The 14489-nt window shown below is 70.2% G+C and carries 17 protein-coding genes; 4 read left to right on the top strand and 13 right to left on the bottom strand.

Annotated elements, in window-relative coordinates:
* Positions 1-2: 2 nt before the first annotated feature.
* Positions 3-500: a helix-turn-helix domain-containing protein gene (locus ABZ215_RS07280; protein ID WP_208722460.1), complete on the top strand. Its 498-nt coding sequence runs from the start codon at positions 3-5 to the stop codon at positions 498-500.
* Between the two features lie 26 nt (positions 501-526).
* On the opposite strand, the gene ABZ215_RS07275 is transcribed toward ABZ215_RS07280, so the two are convergent.
* From ABZ215_RS07275 to ABZ215_RS07250, 6 genes are read right to left on the bottom strand one after another with little or no spacing between them, the layout of a single operon-like run.
* Positions 527-691, bottom strand: a complete 165-nt coding sequence (locus tag ABZ215_RS07275; RefSeq protein ID WP_354948434.1) for a hypothetical protein — start codon at positions 689-691, stop codon at positions 527-529.
* Complete coding sequence (locus ABZ215_RS07270; RefSeq protein ID WP_354948432.1) at positions 678-1601, bottom strand: VOC family protein; 924 nt, start codon at positions 1599-1601, stop codon at positions 678-680. Before ABZ215_RS07270 ends, ABZ215_RS07275 begins: the two co-directional genes overlap by 14 nt.
* A 3-nt stretch (positions 1602-1604) precedes the next feature.
* On the bottom strand, positions 1605-2462 hold the full coding sequence (locus ABZ215_RS07265) for a fumarylacetoacetate hydrolase family protein (protein ID WP_354948430.1): 858 nt from the start codon (positions 2460-2462) through the stop codon (positions 1605-1607).
* Complete coding sequence (locus ABZ215_RS07260) at positions 2459-2788, bottom strand: Dabb family protein (RefSeq protein WP_354948428.1); 330 nt, start codon at positions 2786-2788, stop codon at positions 2459-2461. The genes ABZ215_RS07265 and ABZ215_RS07260 overlap by 4 nt, the downstream gene beginning before the upstream one ends.
* A gap of 7 nt (positions 2789-2795) precedes the next feature.
* Positions 2796-4004, bottom strand: coding sequence for an acyl-CoA dehydrogenase family protein (locus ABZ215_RS07255; RefSeq protein WP_354708456.1), 1209 nt, complete (start codon positions 4002-4004; stop codon positions 2796-2798).
* A 33-nt stretch (positions 4005-4037) separates the two neighbouring features.
* Positions 4038-4556 carry a flavin reductase family protein gene (locus ABZ215_RS07250; RefSeq protein WP_354948426.1) on the bottom strand — a complete coding sequence of 173 codons (519 nt, stop codon included), beginning with the start codon at positions 4554-4556 and terminating at the stop codon, positions 4038-4040.
* Positions 4557-4594: 38 nt separating this feature from the next.
* Here ABZ215_RS07250 and ABZ215_RS07245 point away from each other — a divergent pair, with 38 nt between their 5' ends.
* Positions 4595-5449 (top strand): FCD domain-containing protein, encoded by an 855-nt coding sequence (locus ABZ215_RS07245; RefSeq protein WP_354948424.1) that lies wholly within the window; start codon positions 4595-4597, stop codon positions 5447-5449.
* Positions 5450-5527: 78 nt separating this feature from the next.
* Positions 5528-6835, top strand: coding sequence for an MFS transporter (locus tag ABZ215_RS07240; RefSeq protein ID WP_354948422.1), 1308 nt, complete (start codon positions 5528-5530; stop codon positions 6833-6835).
* Between the two features lie 99 nt (positions 6836-6934).
* Here the strand turns inward: ABZ215_RS07240 and ABZ215_RS07235 are convergent, their stop codons facing one another.
* Together ABZ215_RS07235 and ABZ215_RS07230 are read right to left on the bottom strand one after the other, a co-directional pair.
* Positions 6935-7300, bottom strand: coding sequence for an antibiotic biosynthesis monooxygenase family protein (locus ABZ215_RS07235; protein WP_020415805.1), 366 nt, complete (start codon positions 7298-7300; stop codon positions 6935-6937).
* Entirely contained in the window at positions 7297-8043 is a 747-nt protein-coding gene (locus ABZ215_RS07230) for a class II aldolase/adducin family protein (protein ID WP_354948420.1), read from the bottom strand. Before ABZ215_RS07230 ends, ABZ215_RS07235 begins: the two co-directional genes overlap by 4 nt.
* A 95-nt stretch (positions 8044-8138) precedes the next feature.
* Between ABZ215_RS07230 and ABZ215_RS07225 the strand changes: the two genes are divergently transcribed.
* Positions 8139-8969: an IclR family transcriptional regulator gene (locus ABZ215_RS07225; protein ID WP_354948418.1), complete on the top strand. Its 831-nt coding sequence runs from the start codon at positions 8139-8141 to the stop codon at positions 8967-8969.
* 54 nt (positions 8970-9023) lie between these two features.
* Here the strand turns inward: ABZ215_RS07225 and ABZ215_RS07220 are convergent, their stop codons facing one another.
* From ABZ215_RS07220 to ABZ215_RS07200, 5 genes are all read right to left on the bottom strand, one after another.
* Positions 9024-9806, bottom strand: a complete 783-nt coding sequence (locus ABZ215_RS07220) for a fumarylacetoacetate hydrolase family protein (RefSeq protein ID WP_354948416.1) — start codon at positions 9804-9806, stop codon at positions 9024-9026.
* 110 nt (positions 9807-9916) lie between these two features.
* Entirely contained in the window at positions 9917-11095 is a 1179-nt protein-coding gene (locus ABZ215_RS07215; protein WP_354708463.1) for an FAD-dependent monooxygenase, read from the bottom strand.
* Positions 11092-12135, bottom strand: a complete 1044-nt coding sequence (locus ABZ215_RS07210) for a cupin domain-containing protein (protein WP_354948414.1) — start codon at positions 12133-12135, stop codon at positions 11092-11094. Before ABZ215_RS07210 ends, ABZ215_RS07215 begins: the two co-directional genes overlap by 4 nt.
* Positions 12132-13436, bottom strand: a complete 1305-nt coding sequence (locus tag ABZ215_RS07205; protein WP_354948412.1) for an MFS transporter — start codon at positions 13434-13436, stop codon at positions 12132-12134. Before ABZ215_RS07205 ends, ABZ215_RS07210 begins: the two co-directional genes overlap by 4 nt.
* A 94-nt stretch (positions 13437-13530) precedes the next feature.
* A complete protein-coding gene (locus ABZ215_RS07200; protein WP_354948410.1) occupies positions 13531-14484 on the bottom strand; it encodes a MarR family winged helix-turn-helix transcriptional regulator in 954 nt (317 codons plus the stop codon).
* Positions 14485-14489: the final 5 nt, after the last annotated feature.

The raw sequence follows: 14489 nt of genomic DNA, 5'->3' as shown, positions 1-14489 counted from the left end.
TGGTGGGTGCTGAAGACTTGACGGCGGCCGGGGACGCCGTCACCCGGCTGGTGCTGACCACGTTCCGGGCCAACGGCGACTTCCTGGCCACCGGTGACCGGCTCACGGCGGAGCAGGAGCTGACCGCCGCGTTGTGGCAGGTGCTGGGTGCGATCTCCCTGGCCGACCGCCCGCTCACCGTCGCGCAGATCGCCCGGCGCATGGGACTGTCCCGGCAGAGCGTGCACGCCTCGGTCCGGCGCCTGGCCCGGCGGGGCCTGGTCGAGTTCGCGCCCAACGAGGATCATCGCCGTTCACCGCTCGTCCGGCGCACCGACGCGGGCGCGACCGCTTACGAGACAGTCGACCGCAAGCGGGTGGCCTGGGCGAACCGGCTCGGCGAGAGCATCCCCCTGGCGGACCTCGAGACGGCCGCGCGGGTTCTGGACGAGTTGTGCCGGCGACTGGAGGAGGGGCCTGAGCGCGTTCAGGCCACCGAGTCGCCTGACTCGGCGGCCTGAACGGCTCGATGGACATCGTCGTCACCTCACGCCGGAGCACCGCGGTGTGTCGTGGGCCGGTCCGCGGTGGGATCCGCGGGCTCGGTGCCCGGGCGTCCGGCGACGACCTCCTGCAACGCCTCCAGCAGCTCGCTGGGAACGCCGCACAGGGCGTCGCCGGTGCCGGGCGTCGTGGCGTCAGCCGGGAGCATGCTGACCGGTCATCAGCTCGGCCAGGTCCTCCGGCTGGAGGAACGACGGCGGCGGCGGGGGACCCCAGTTGAACAGACCCTGCGCGCCTTCCCAGACCTCCGGTTTCCAGATTTCGTCCTCGGGAATGCAGTCCATGTCGGAGTAGTACTCGGAGAAGTTGCCCGCCGGGTCCTTGAGGTACCAGAAGAAGTTCGACCCGGCGTGGTGACGGCCGAGCCCCCACACGTGCCGCTCGGGGTGCCCGTCCAGCATGGCGCAGGCGCCCCGGCCGACGTCGTCGACGTCGTCGACCTGCCAGCTCGTGTGGTGCAGGAAGTTCACCGGCGCGGCCATCGCCAGGACGTTGTGGTGGTCGACGGAGCAGCGCATGAACGCGCCCTTGTCGCTGATGTAGTCGCTGACCTTGAACCCGATGCCCTCGGTGAAGAAACCCATGGTCGCCTGCAGGTTCGTCGTGCCGAGCACCGCGTGGCCGAGTTTCTTGGGCTGAACCGGCGTCGTGCGCAGCACGCCGGGAGCGCGGGCTCCGGTGCGCTCCAGGCGGCCCGGGCCGTTGTAGCGGGTCGCCGGCACTGGCTCCTGAACGATGCGGGGCGCGACCTCGACACGGACCACAGCCCCGGTCACCGGTTCCGTGGCGCGCAGGACGTTGCTGTCGAAGTCCCGTGGCACCCCCAGGCGCTCGAGTCGTAGGGCGATCCGGGTGATGTCGTCGGTGTCGTCGACTCCGACGCCGAGCTCGACCAGGCGCCGGTACGGGGTGCGCACGAGGCGCAGCTGCTCGCCGCCGTCCCGGGTGGCGAACACCCCGTCGCCGCGGTGGTCGAGCCCGAACTCGGTGTAGTAGGCCGCGGTGGCGTCGACGTCGGGCACACCGATGGTGACGCTGGTCAGTCTGTGCAGGCCCATGGCTCATGCCTCCGGGGAGTCGGTGAAGGTTTGGTTGAGCTCGCCGATGCCCTCGATCCAGCTCCGCAACGTCTCGCCGGGCTTGATGAACCGCTGCGGCTGCCGGCCCTGGCCGACGCCGGCGGGGGTGCCGGTGAAGATCAGGTCCCCCGGGTACAAGACGATCGTCTCCGACAGCTTCGACAGCAGTTCCGCGACCGGGAAGATCAGGTCCCTGGTCCGGCCTTGCTGCACGACCTCACCGTCGAGCGCGCAGCCCAGTTCGAGGTCGTCCTTGTCGGGCACCGAGTCCGGGGTGACCAGCCACGGGCCGACCGGAGCGAAGCCGGGAAAGGACTTGCCGAGGCTGAACTGCGGCGCCGGGCCGGCCAGCTGGCTGATCCGCTCGGACAGATCCTGCCCGACGGTGAGGCCGGCGACGTAGTCCCAGGCCTCGCTCGCGTCGATGCCCGCCGCTCGTGCGCCTATCACCACCACGAGCTCGACCTCCCAGTCCGTGTTACCACCCGGCGGCAGCACCACCCGGGTGTCCGGTCCGCTGAGGCTGCTGTCGAACTTGGTGAACACCGGCGGCAGCCGGTCCGGAACCGCGAACCCGGACTCGGCGGCGTGCTCGCGGTAGTTGAGCCCCACCGCGACGATCTGCCGGGGCGCCGGTGACGGGGATCCGAGCTGAGCGCGGCTGAAGGCGGTCGCGCCGGTCGTGTCGGCCGACTCGGCCCAGGAGCGGAACCCCTTCCAGTCCTCGTAGATCGCGGGCAGGCCGGGGCCGAACTTGCCGCCGCTGGCGGATTCGATGTCCACACCGCGGTCGTCGGCGGTGAGCAGGACAGCGCGTCCGTCCACATTGGCCAGCCTCATGTACGCTCCTCTGTCGATTCGATGATGCGCCCGCCGTCTGCGAACTGGACGCCGTGCCTGTCGGCGACCATGACGGGGACGTGGCGGGCGATGATGTCCTTGTGTTCCGGGTGGTTCAGGTAGTTCAGCAACGCGTTCTCGGAGTCGAAGATCGCGGCGACCGCGAAGTCCGCGTTTCCCTCGCGCCAGCCGAGGTCGGAACCACAGGCGTACGAGCGGAGGCCGGGGAGGGTCTCCGCGACTTCACGGAGCTCCTCGGCGAGGGCGAAGGCGTCCGCGCGGGTGACGCCGGGTCTGAAGGTGAAGGTGACCACGTGGTGGAACATGTCGCCCTCACACCAGTGGGGTGATGGACTCGTCGACGCCGAGCAGCGCCTTGCCGTACACCTCGTAGCTCACGGCCGGGCTCACGACGGCGTGCCGCGCGGCCGTCGCCGAATCGCGCCAGATGCGCTGCAACGGGTTCACCTCGGCGAAGGATCCGGCGCCGTGGGCGGACAGCAGGATGTCGATGGCGCGGGTGATGCACTCGGCCACGTGCCCGGTGTCCGAGCGCACCCGGGCGCGGGTGAGGAAGTCCGGGTAGACACCGCGGGTGGCGGCCTCGTCGATGTCGTCGGCAGCTCGGTAGGCGTGCAGGTGAGCGGTGTCGATGAGCCGCGCCGCTTCGGCGATCTGCAGCTGGAACGCGGTCGAGTCCCGCTGTGCGGTGAAGAACGTGTAGGAGATCGGCTTCTTCGCCGCCTTGCTGGTCACGAGGTCGAGTGCGGCCCGGCCCATGCCCAGCTGCGGCCCGACCAGCACGAGCGCGAGGACCGGTACGAACGGGGATCGGTAGAGCGGTTCGCTGTCCTGGCGTTCGGTCGGGTAGTCGCCGGCGATCGCCTGAGGCACGCGCATCACCCGGTGTTCGGGCACGAACACGTCTTCGGCGACCAGGCAGTTGCTGCCGCTGGACCGCATGCCGGCGACGAACCACGTGTCCTCCAGGTCCATGTCCGCCCGCGGGATCAGGACCAGGGCCTGGTCCACGACCTCGCCCGACTCGTCGGCCAGCGGAACGCCCAGAACCGCCCAGGTCGCGTGCCATGAGCCGGAGTTGTAGTACCACTTCCCGGTCACCCGCCAGCCGCCGTCGACCTTGACCGTCTCGGCGGTGGGGGTGAGCACACCCGACACCTTCGCGTCCGGGTCGTCGCCGAACACGTCGTCCTGGGCCTGAACCGGGAACAGGCTCGTCAGCCAGGCGCAGACGTTGGTCAGCGTCAGCACCCACGAGGTGCCGCCATCGGCCTCGGCGACGGCGGCCGAGACGTCCAGCATGGTGCGCATCGAGGTCTCGTACCCGCCGTAGCGCTTGGGGGTGGCGAGCTTGAAGAGACCGGCGTCGGTCATGGCCTGGATGCTCTCCTCGACGACCCTCCGGTCGGCCTCCCCGGCGGCAGCGTTCTTGCTCAGCAACGGTTTGAGGTCGCGTGCGCGGGCCACGAGTTCCGAGGCGCTGGGAACGGTCACAACCGGCGAAGTGGTCTGGGCTGTCATGCGGTTCTCCTGGGTGTTACCGGTGGATGCTGTTCAGCTGGACAGTGCGGCGATGTGATCGGCGATGGGCCGCCGGGGCCGGCTGCTGAACCGGGAATGAGTGCCGAAGGTGCGGTGGCCGTACACGAGCGGAGCGACCTGGACGGACGAGGCGTGGGTGACGAGGCCGATCAGGAGGAGGTGATCCCCGGCTTCGACGGTCTGCGAAAGGTCACACGCCGCCCAGCCCGCGGCACCGTCGAGGCGGGGCAGGCCGCTCGAGCTGGACCACCCGACGCCGGCGAACCTGTCCAGACCGCGACGCGCGAACGCCGCGGCCGTGTCCTCCTGCGCCGAGCTGAGCACGTTGACGCCGAACCGCCGCGTCTCCAGGATCCGGGACAGCAGGGCCGATCGCCGGTCGAGGGCGATCGACAGCAGCGCCGGTCGCAGTGAGACCGAGGCCAGCGAGCTCACCGTCGCACCGTGCGGGCCGTCGTCGCCGGAAGTCGTGACCACGGTGACCGGGGCGCAGACCCCCGCCATGAGATCGCGGAAGTGCTGATCGAGCACGATTGCCTCCGTTGGCAAATCCACCATGCTGAATTCTGATGGTCAGTCTGGGAGGAGGGCTGTTCATCTGTCAACCGGTCTGGCAGAATTCGCCATGTTGGATTTGGCTGCAACGTGGTCGAAGGGGTTTGCCTGCGATGACCTCGGATATCCCTGCCCTGCGCAGGGAGGACTGGGAACCCCGCCGTTGGCGCAACCTGACCCGTCCGGAACGCGCCGCGGAGGAGATCGCCGCCCTGGTGGCCGGTCTGGAGCCGGGGGACCGCCTGGGTACCAAGGAGGAGATCCGGGCGCATTGCGGAGTGTCCGTCGGCACCTTCAACGAGGCACTGCGGCTCGTCCAGCAGCGCGGGCTCGTGCGGGTGAAGTCCGGCCCAGGCGGGGGACTGTTCGCCGACCAGCAGTCGCCTCTGGTCCGGCTCGGCAACTCGATGCTGGCTGTCGATCATGACGCCGCGTCGGTGGCCGACGCCATCCGTCTGCGCGACGCGCTCGACCCGCTGCTCGTCGAGGACGCCCTCAAGTACGCCTCGGCGCATGACATCGCCGCGATGCGCGCCGAGCTCCGGAAGATGAAGACCGCGGCCGACGATTGCGACGGAACCGCCTTCATCCGCGCCAACTGGGCACTCCACGCTCGCATCGCCGAGGTCAGTCCCAGCCCGATCCTGCGCCCGCTCTACCTCAGCCTGCTCGAGATGGTCGAGTCGCACCTGCTCTCGGTGCTGCCCACCGGTGAGCAACCGCTGCCGGAGTTCATCCAGGAACGCTACGAACTGCACGTGGCGCTGGTCGACGCCATCGCCGCCGGCGACGTGAAAGCACTCGACGTCATCGCCGAACACAACACGACCAGCCGCCTGTCGCACCGCGCCGGGCCGGCGTCGCACTGACCTCCGCGGATTTCCGGGGACGGCGTCACCGTGCCGTCCCCGTGCCCCACCCTGCCCACCGGAAAGGAGTCTGCGGCAATGGCGCTTGCGGACGAGACCACGAACCAGCGGGTTCACGAAGACGTCGCCGTCGAACGACGAGCCGTGCTGTCGAGTTATCTCGGCAGCACGATCGAGTACTACGACTTCGCCCTCTACGCGACAGCCTCCTCCGTGGTGTTCGGACCGGTGTTCTTCGCCGGGCTGGACCCGCTCGTCGCGACGGTCGCTTCGTACGGGACCCTGGCAGCCGGGTTCGTCGCCCGCCCGCTCGGCGGCTTGGTGTTCGGGCACTTCGGGGATCTTCTCGGTCGCAAGAGGATGCTCGTCGTCTCGATGACCGCGATGGGAGTGGCCTCCACCCTCATCGGTGTGGTGCCCGCGATCCCGGTGTGGGGGCCGCTGCTGCTCGTGCTGCTGCGGGTGGTTCAGGGGGTCGCCATCGGCGGGGAGTGGGGCGGCGCGGCGCTGCTGTCGGCCGAGCACGCCCGCGGAGATCGCCGCGGTATGGCTGCCTCGTTCACCATGGCCGGTGCCCCCACGGGAACGGTGCTGGGAGCTGTCGCGCTCGCGCTCGCCGGGCTGCTGCCCAAGGACGACTTCCTCGCGTGGGGGTGGCGGATTCCGTTCCTGTGCTCGGCCTTGCTGCTCGCGGTCGGGCTGTTCGTGCGGGTGAAGGTCGCCGAAAGCCCGGCATTCGAGGCGGCGTCGCGGAGCCAGGCCCCAGGCCGCCGTTTCCCCTTGGTTGAAGTCCTGCGCCGGCCCCGTGCCGTCATCGTGGTCTGCCTGACGTGCCTCGCCGGGTTCGCGATCCAGGCCGTGTTCGCCACCTATGGCATCACCTATTCCGTGGCACACGGATTGTCGAGGTCGGAAGCGCTGCTCGCGTTCGCGATCTCCCAGGCGCTGGCCATCGCCGGGATCCTGGGTGCGGCCTGGCTGTCGGACCGTCACGGCCGGCGGCCGGTCATGCTCGCCGGGCTGGTGGCGATGATCGTCCTGGTCCACCCGGTGTTCGTGCTGCTCGCCTCCGGCCGCTTCTTCCTCGTCCTGGCCGGTCTCGTGCTGGCGCTGGCGCTGTGCCAGAGCGTGGCGTTCGGGCCGGTGGCCGCTTTCATCAGCGAACAGTTCCCGGCGCGCGTCCGGTACACCGGCGTGTCGCTCGGGTACCAGTCCGCCAGCGTGCTCGGCGCCGGGACCACCCCGCTGATCGTGTCGTCGCTGGCCGTCGCCGGAGGCGGTTCGGTCGTGGGGATCATGTTCTTCCTGGCCGGCCTGTGCGTGGTGAGCGGCCTGGTGATCGTGCTGTTCGCCCGGGAGAGCAAGAACGCGGACATCCGGTCGTGACAGGCCGGTGATCCCCTGCCGGGCACGAGCGGTCCGCGCCCGGGGGCGACTCGGGCGCGGACCGCTCGGAAGCTGACGTGACGTGGTGCTCGAACCCGGTCAGGCGACGCAGACGCCGGGCACGGCGATGCGGGTGAACAGGTGTGGCGAGATCGTGCACGTGTCGGGGTAGCGCGCGATGAGGCTCTGGAACTCCTCCGAGGCGAACGCTTTCGCGATGGCCTGGGCGTTCTCCCAGAGGGCGATGTTCACGAAGCTGGTGCTGCCTTCGGTTCCCTTGTGCATCTGCGCCCCGAGGCAACCGTGGTCGAGCATGAACGCGGCGTCTTTCTGCCACAGCTCCAGGAAATCGGGTTCGAACTCGGGTGGGACGGAGAACCGGTTGATCAGGACGACCGGGTGGGAATCGGCGCTCGCGAGCTGTTGGCGGAACGTGGTGGACGGGTCCATTTCGACGATCTTCACAGGGTTGTTCCTCTCGGTGCGATCCTGTCGCCCGGTGCTGTCCGGACGAGGTAGTCGTAGCCGGCACTGAGCTGGCCGGGGTTCCAGATCTGCTCGTTCTTGAACGCGACCTCGGCCTCGTCCGACCAGGTCCGTGGACCGCCGGCCGCCATGGCCATGAGCTGGGTGCGGCACGCTCGTTCGAGCAGGACGGCGTACATCACCGCGGTGGGCGCGTCCGGGCCCGCCGTGACGGCGCCGTGGTGCGGCATCAGTGCGCCGTTGGCGTCGCCCAGCGTGTCGGCCAGCGCGCGGCCGAGATCCCCGCTGGCGACGAGAGCGCCGGTCCGGGTGAACCGCGGCAGCTTCGCGAACGGAACCCCGTCGTGGGAGATCGCCCGCAGCGGTTCGTCGAGAGAGGCGAACGCCGCGAGTGCCGGGGCGTGCGTGTGGACGACGCAGCCGACGTCGGGGCGCATCGCCATGATCTCGGTGTGGATCGGGTACTCGATGTGCCGTTTCCCCGCTCCGTCGAGGACCTCGCCGGTCGGGGCGACCAGGACTACCCGCTCGGCGTCAACCTCTTCGAAACCCCAGCCGGAGGCCTTCATCCATACCCCGCGGCCGGCGGGATCACGCACGGAGGCGTGTCCCCAAACCATGTCTGTCAGCCCGGCGACGGCGAGGGCCCGGCTGGCGGCTGCCACTTCGTCGCGCAGTCTCGCCGGATCAGCCGGTCCCTGATGATCTGCAGTGTGGGTCATGTCCTCGGTCTTCGTGTTCGGTCACCTGGTGAAGTTCCGGATGACCCGGTTCTGAGTGAACGGAGGTGTCACGATGCGGAACAGTTGCCCGTATTATGCGACGACCCCACGGTGTATTCAAGGGTTGTCATCCTCGCGATAGCCTGCTCTGCGTGGATCCTGAACCCGCTGCACGTCCTCCCGGTCTCATCGGGGCTGTCGACAACGTGCTTCGGCTTCTCCGGCTCTTCGAGGACCGTGAGCTGCTCCGGGTCAATCAGGTGAGCAGGGAGATGGGGCTGTCCCGCTCCACCGTGCACCGGATGCTGACCACCCTCGGTCATCACCGTTTCGTGGTGCAGGACGAGCACTCGCGCGGGTACCGGGCCGGGCCGGCGTTGGTGGACATCGGGCTGGCCGTGGTCCAGAACATGGACGTGCGCGCACGTGCTTACCAGGCGCTCGTGCGGCTTCGCGACGAAACGGGTGAGACCGTCCACCTGGCGACCCTGCGCGGCAGTGAGGTGCTGTACGTCGAGGGTGTCGAGAGCGCGCAGGTCGTGAAGACCGGCGCCAGGGTGGGCTGGACTTTCCCCGCGCACGCCACCGCGGCGGGCAAGGCGATGCTCGCCCAGCTCACGGAGGACGAGCTGACCGCGCGCTACGCCGGTGCGACGCTGAGTGCCCCCACCGAGCGGTCGATCACCTCGCTGGGTGCGCTCCGGGCAGAGCTGGAGCAAGTGCGGCGTCGCGGTTACGCCGTCAACGACGGCGAGAACGAAAAGGACGTCTGCGGCGTCGCGGTGGCGGTCAAGGACCGGCAGGGGCGCACCCGCGCGGCGGTGGTGGTGACCGGGCCCCGGTCCAGGGCCGACCAGGGGTGGATCGACCGGGTGTCGCGCTCCACGTTGCGCGTGGCCGCCGACCTGACGGACGCCATCGTGTAGGTCGTCGCCGTCGTGTCTCGGCCGCATCGCCGCCGGGCGCGCCGAGGGCGGGCATCAGCGGACCGGAGTCACCTCGGCGGGCGGTTTCGGGCCGCGATCGGCCCCGAGCGTGGGCGAGCTGATCGCGCCGGCACTGGACACGCCGACCTCGAGCCGCCCGACGCGCGTGATCTCGACCGCGACGTGGTCGCCGTCGTGGACCTCGCCGACGCCGGCCGGGGTTCCGGTCGCGATGACGTCGCCGGGGTGGAGTTCCATGACCGAGGAGATGTAGGCGATCAGCCGCGGCACGTTCCAGATCAGATCCGTCAGGGCCGCGCGCTGCCGGAGCCGGCCGTTGACCCAGCAGCGCAGCTCCAGATCCTCGACAGGGCCCACTTCGTCCGGGGTGACGAGGTACGGCCCCATCGGGGTGAAGGTGTCGAACGACTTGCGCGTGGAGCGGTCCTCACCACCGCGCATGGTCATGTCCAGCAGACAGGTGTACCCGGATATGTGGTCGGCGGCGCGGTCCTCCGGCACGTGTGAGGCGGTACGGCCGATGACGACCGCGAGCTCGCCTTCCTGATCGAAGCGCCGGTCGTGGTAGGGCAGCCGTACCGTCCCGCTCGGCTGGGTGAGCGACGAGGGCGCCTTGAGGAACACGCCGAGCGAGCTGATGTGGACCGCCTGGCTCATCTCCTCCTTGTGGTCGAGGTAGTTCACGGGCGCGGCGACGATCTTGCTCGGGTCGGGTACCGGCGGCAGCAGGGTCACCGACTCCGGGGCGAGCACCGGAGCGTCAGTGGCGGCACCGCGGATCCCGGCGTGATCGGTCGTGGCCAGGAGCGTCCTCATCGGACTGAGCCCGTTCCGGCCGGGCACGAGTGTGCTCAAGTCGGCGATCCCGGCCTGGGTGAGCGCACCCACTCGGGGCGTACCTTCGCTGGTGACAAAGCTGAGTAGCTTCATGCTCGTCCTTCCGGGTCGGCGTAGAGCCAGTCGACGTCGGTGTAGTCATTGGGTGCTCGGAGCTGGAACATGCGGTTGCGCACGGCCCGGGTCAGGGGGTCCGCGGTGTGCCAGATCTCGCCCCACGGCCGGGCCGTGCGCTGGCAGCGGGTCGCGCGGGGCAGCCTGCGCCGCTCGTAGCCGGCGAACGCGGTGTCGACGTCGTGCCGGTCGAGCTGCCGGGCCAGCTCGACCGCGTCCTCGAGCGCCTGGCAAGCTCCCTGGCCGAGGTACTGGAGCATCGGGTGCGCGGCGTCGCCCATGAGCGCCAGCCGCTCGTGGACGAACCGATCGAGGGGCTCACGGTCGAACATCGGCCAATGCCGGTCACGGTTGACCAGGGAGACGGACCTCCGCACCGGGGCACATGCCTGCGCGAAGGCGGCGTCGAGCTCGCCGGGGCCGCCCCATTCCGAGCCGCCGGCGGACAGTCGCGGGCTGTGGAACACGGCGACCTGGTTGTACAGCTCGCCGCGCCGGACGGGGTACTGCACGAGGTGCATGCCCGGTCCGATCCAGATCACCACGTCGTCGGCGTCGACGTCGGCGACCTGCCCGATGGGGACAGTGCCCCGGCAGGCGGCGTACCCGCTGCACACGGGTTTGTCGTCCCGGATCATCCGGCGCAGCCGGGAGTGCAGGCCGTCGGCGGCGATGAGCGCGTCGCAGGTGTAGGTTGTGCCGTCGGCGCACCCGACGGTAGCGCCGCCGGCGTGGACCTCGGCGTGCACCACGGTTTTGTCGTTCTCCAGCGTCACCAGGCCGGTCCCGGTGCAGTGCTTGAGCAGGATGTCGAGCAGGTCGCTGCGGTGCATCACGAGGTAAGGGTGGCCGTAGCGCTCCACGTAAGACGGGCCGGTGTCGAGGGCGGTGAGACGTTCCCCGGTGACCGCGTCCATCAGCACCCCCGCTCGCGGGAACACGGACACCTCGCGGACGTCGTCGAATATCCCCAGCCTGCTCATCGCCCGGGTCGCGTTGGCCCCCACCTGGAGCCCGGCGCCGATCTCGGCGAACTCGGGCGCCTGCTCGAGCACGTGCACCGGACGCCCGGTGCGAGCGATCGCCAGCGCCGTGGCCAGCCCGCCGATACCGCCGCCGACGACGAGGAGCGGAATTCTTCCGGTCACGGTCATGCCTCACTCGTCCGGAACAGGCCCAGTGCCTCGAGCACCGGTGCATCGCTCACGCTGAACACGTCCAGCCGGCTGGTGGCGAGGAGTTGCCAGCGTGACCACGACGGGACCGCGATGATGTCGCCTGGCGCGATGTCGAACACGCGCTCGCCGACACGGGCCCGGCCGGTGCCGTGCAGCACGCACGCGACGCGCCCCCCGGTCTGCCGGAACGCCGTAGTGCTCGCGCCCGCCTCGATCCGCTGGATCTCGCAGCGCATCGTGGGCATCACATCGCCGCCGCGGACGGGGTCGGAGTACCGGAGCGTGGCCGAGTTCCCGCCGGACACGTCGAGCTGGGCGGTGAGCGCCCGGTCGGTGTCGGCCCACCGGTAGGCCAGCAACGGCGAGTGCGACGGCGGCGTCTCACGGCCTGCCGGGACGAGGCCGGGGCCGCCGCCGAACCAGCGTTCGGACGCCGACGCCGGGGCGGTCGCCGTGTCGGCCTCCTCGCTGGGGCCCTCCTCGAAGAACACCGCGTCGAGCGCGGCGACGACGGGCAGATCGAGCACGTCCATCCACATCATCGGCGCGTCGCCCGGGTTGTGGTGCTCGTGGAACGTCCAGCTCGGGGTGAGGACCAGATCGCCCTTGCCCATCGGCAACGGGTCGCCGTCGACGAGGGTGAACACGCCTTCGCCTTCGGTGATGAACCGCAGCGCGGCCGGGCTGTGACGGTGTGCCGGCGCCATCTCATGTCCGCGCAGGTACTGCACCGCGGCCCACAGGGTGGACACCGCGTACGGCGCGCCGGCCAGCCCCGGATTGCAGCAGGCCAGCACCCGCCGGTCGCCGCCCCGGTCGACCGGTACGAGCTCGCCGGCGCGTTCGGCGAGCTTGCGCAGGTCGTCACCCTGCCAGCGGAACGGTGTCCCCGCCACCGCGGGTTCCCGGGTCAGCAGGCCCTTGAGCTCCCAGAGCGGCTGCAGTTCGTGCTCGGCCAGTTCGTGGTAAAGATCGTCGACATTCGCTTCCGTGGAGCGGAACCTCGTTGTCGTCATGGTGCCTCCCTGACCGCCGTGGCGGCCTTGACGGTCGTTGGTTTCGGTTCGGCGAGGGCCGCCATCGAGACCAGGCTCACCAGTCCCAGTGCGGCCATGAACAGGGAGACCGACAGTGAGGTGCCGGTACCGGCCACCAGGGCGGTCGCGACGATGGGTGCGAGCGCCCCGCCGAGCACCGAGCCCACCTGATAGGCGATGGACGAGCCGCTGTAGCGCACCTCCGCCGTGAACGAGTCCGCCACCAGCGCAGCCTGCGGCCCGGCCATCACGGCGATGCCGGTACAGCCGATCACGACGGCGAGCACCATGAGCGGTACCGAAGCCGTGTCGACGAGCAGGAAGAGCGGGACGGCCCACACCACGGTCAGCCCGGCGCCGGCCAGGAACACGCGCTTGCGGCCGTAGCGGTCCGACAGGGCCGCCGACACCCCGATCGCCACCAGCCACACCACACTGCCCGCCAGCACGATGGACAACATCGTCCCCGAGCTCAGGTGTAACGTCGCCGTCCCGTAGGACAGCAGGTAGATCAGCACCAGGTACCCCAGCGCGGGCGCGGCGATCGACGCGCCGCTGCACAGGAACAGAGCCTTCGGGTGCGTGCGCAGCACCGTCCGGAGTGGACTGCGCACCACCGCGTTCCGCGCACGGACACTCGTGAACTCCGGCGACTCGGCGAGCTTCAGGCGGATGGTCAGGCCTGCCACGATCAACACCGCGGACAGCAGGAACGGCACCCGCCATCCCCAGGCGAGGAACGACTCCCGCGACATCGACGCGCTGACCGCCAGGAACACCCCGTTGGACAGGATCACCCCCGCGGGCAGACCCATCTGCGGAAACGCGCCGAACAGGCCACGTCTGCCGGCGGGGGCGTGCTCGACCGACATCAGCACCGCCGCGCCCCATTCGCCGCCCACGCCGAAACCTTGCGCCAGGCGCAGGAGGACCAGGAGCGCGGGCGCCCACACGCCGATCGCGGCGTAGGTGGGCAGCAGGCCGATCGCGCACGTGGCGAACCCCATCAGCAGCAGCGACAGCACGAGCAGCCGCTTGCGGCCGACCCGGTCGCCGAAGTGGCCCATGACGATCCCGCCGAGCGGGCGGGCCAGGAACCCGACCGCGAACGTGCCGTACGCCGCCAAGGTCGCCGCCAGGGTGGAGGTCCTGGGGAAGAACTGCGGGCCGAACACGAGTGCCGCCGCGTTGCCGTAGATGAAGAAGTCGTACCACTCGATGGTCGTGCCGATGAGGCTGGAGACAGCGGCACGCCTGCTCGACCCCGACGTCCTTGTCATGCGTACCCCTTCCGGCGCATGTGCTCCGTGTACGTACTAAATAGGGAGAGTACGGAGCATCGGAGGTCCCGTCAACGGGCCGGTTCCGCCGGCGTCACCGGGCGAGCGTGCGCAACGGTGGTGCGCTGGGGGAGAGCGTCGGTGGCGTGCCCTGGTAGGCCACGCGGGCGAGCTGTCGCGTGAACGTGTGCCATTCCGCGGCCGGCAACGGCTCGAGGAGGCGCTCCTGCACCCGCGCGACCGCGGGCGTGATGTGGCCGAGCGTGTCCCGTGCCGCACTGGTCAGCTCCAGCAGCCAGCGGCGGCCGTCGGCGCTGTCGCGGTACCGGCGCACCAAGCCCCGCCGCTCGAGCCGGGAGACGACGTCCGCGGTGCTCGACTTGTCCAGCGAGGCGAGCTCGCCGGCCTGACGCTGGTCCACCTCGCCGCCGCGCAGCACGGCGACCAGCAACGCGTACTGCGGCGCCGTCAGCTCACCGCCCACCTCGGCGGTCCAGAGCTCACCGTGAACGCGTTCGCCGCGCCGGATCAGGTAGCCGGGCGCGGTCGGCAACGACAGGACGGGACCTGTCGCCGATTCCGGTTCGTAGCCCGTCACCCTCCGCTGCTGAAACGCCACTCGGGCGAGCCGGGACACGAACGCTTGTCGCTCTCCGGGTGGCAACGGGCCGAGCAGGCGCTCCTGCACCCGCGTCGCGGCCGGGGTGATCGTCCGCAACCGTGTTCGCACACTGCCGGTGAGACGCAGCACGCGACGCCTGGCGTCGCCGGGGTCACGGACCCGCTCCACCCAGCCACGGCGCTCCAGCCGGGTCAGGATCCCGGCCGCCGTGTTCTTGTCCAGCGAGGCCAGTTCGCCGAGGCGGGTTTGGCTGATGCCGGGCCAGCCGGCCAGCGACACGACCACGGCGTACTGCGGTCCGGTGAGCAGGCCGTCCAGCTCTTCGGCCCAGTAGGCGGTGTGCACTTGCTGAGCACGGCGGATGAGGTGCCCGGGCGTCGTCGACAGGTCCAGCGCGTCGGGTTCCGCGGTGGGGTCGATTGCCATACCGG

Source organism: Amycolatopsis sp. NPDC006131 (genome assembly GCF_040614175.1).
Lineage (GTDB): Bacteria > Actinomycetota > Actinomycetes > Mycobacteriales > Pseudonocardiaceae > Amycolatopsis_E > Amycolatopsis_E tucumanensis.
The sequence above is the reverse complement of the archived record's forward strand: the minus strand, read 5'-3'. Positions and strand labels throughout refer to the sequence as shown.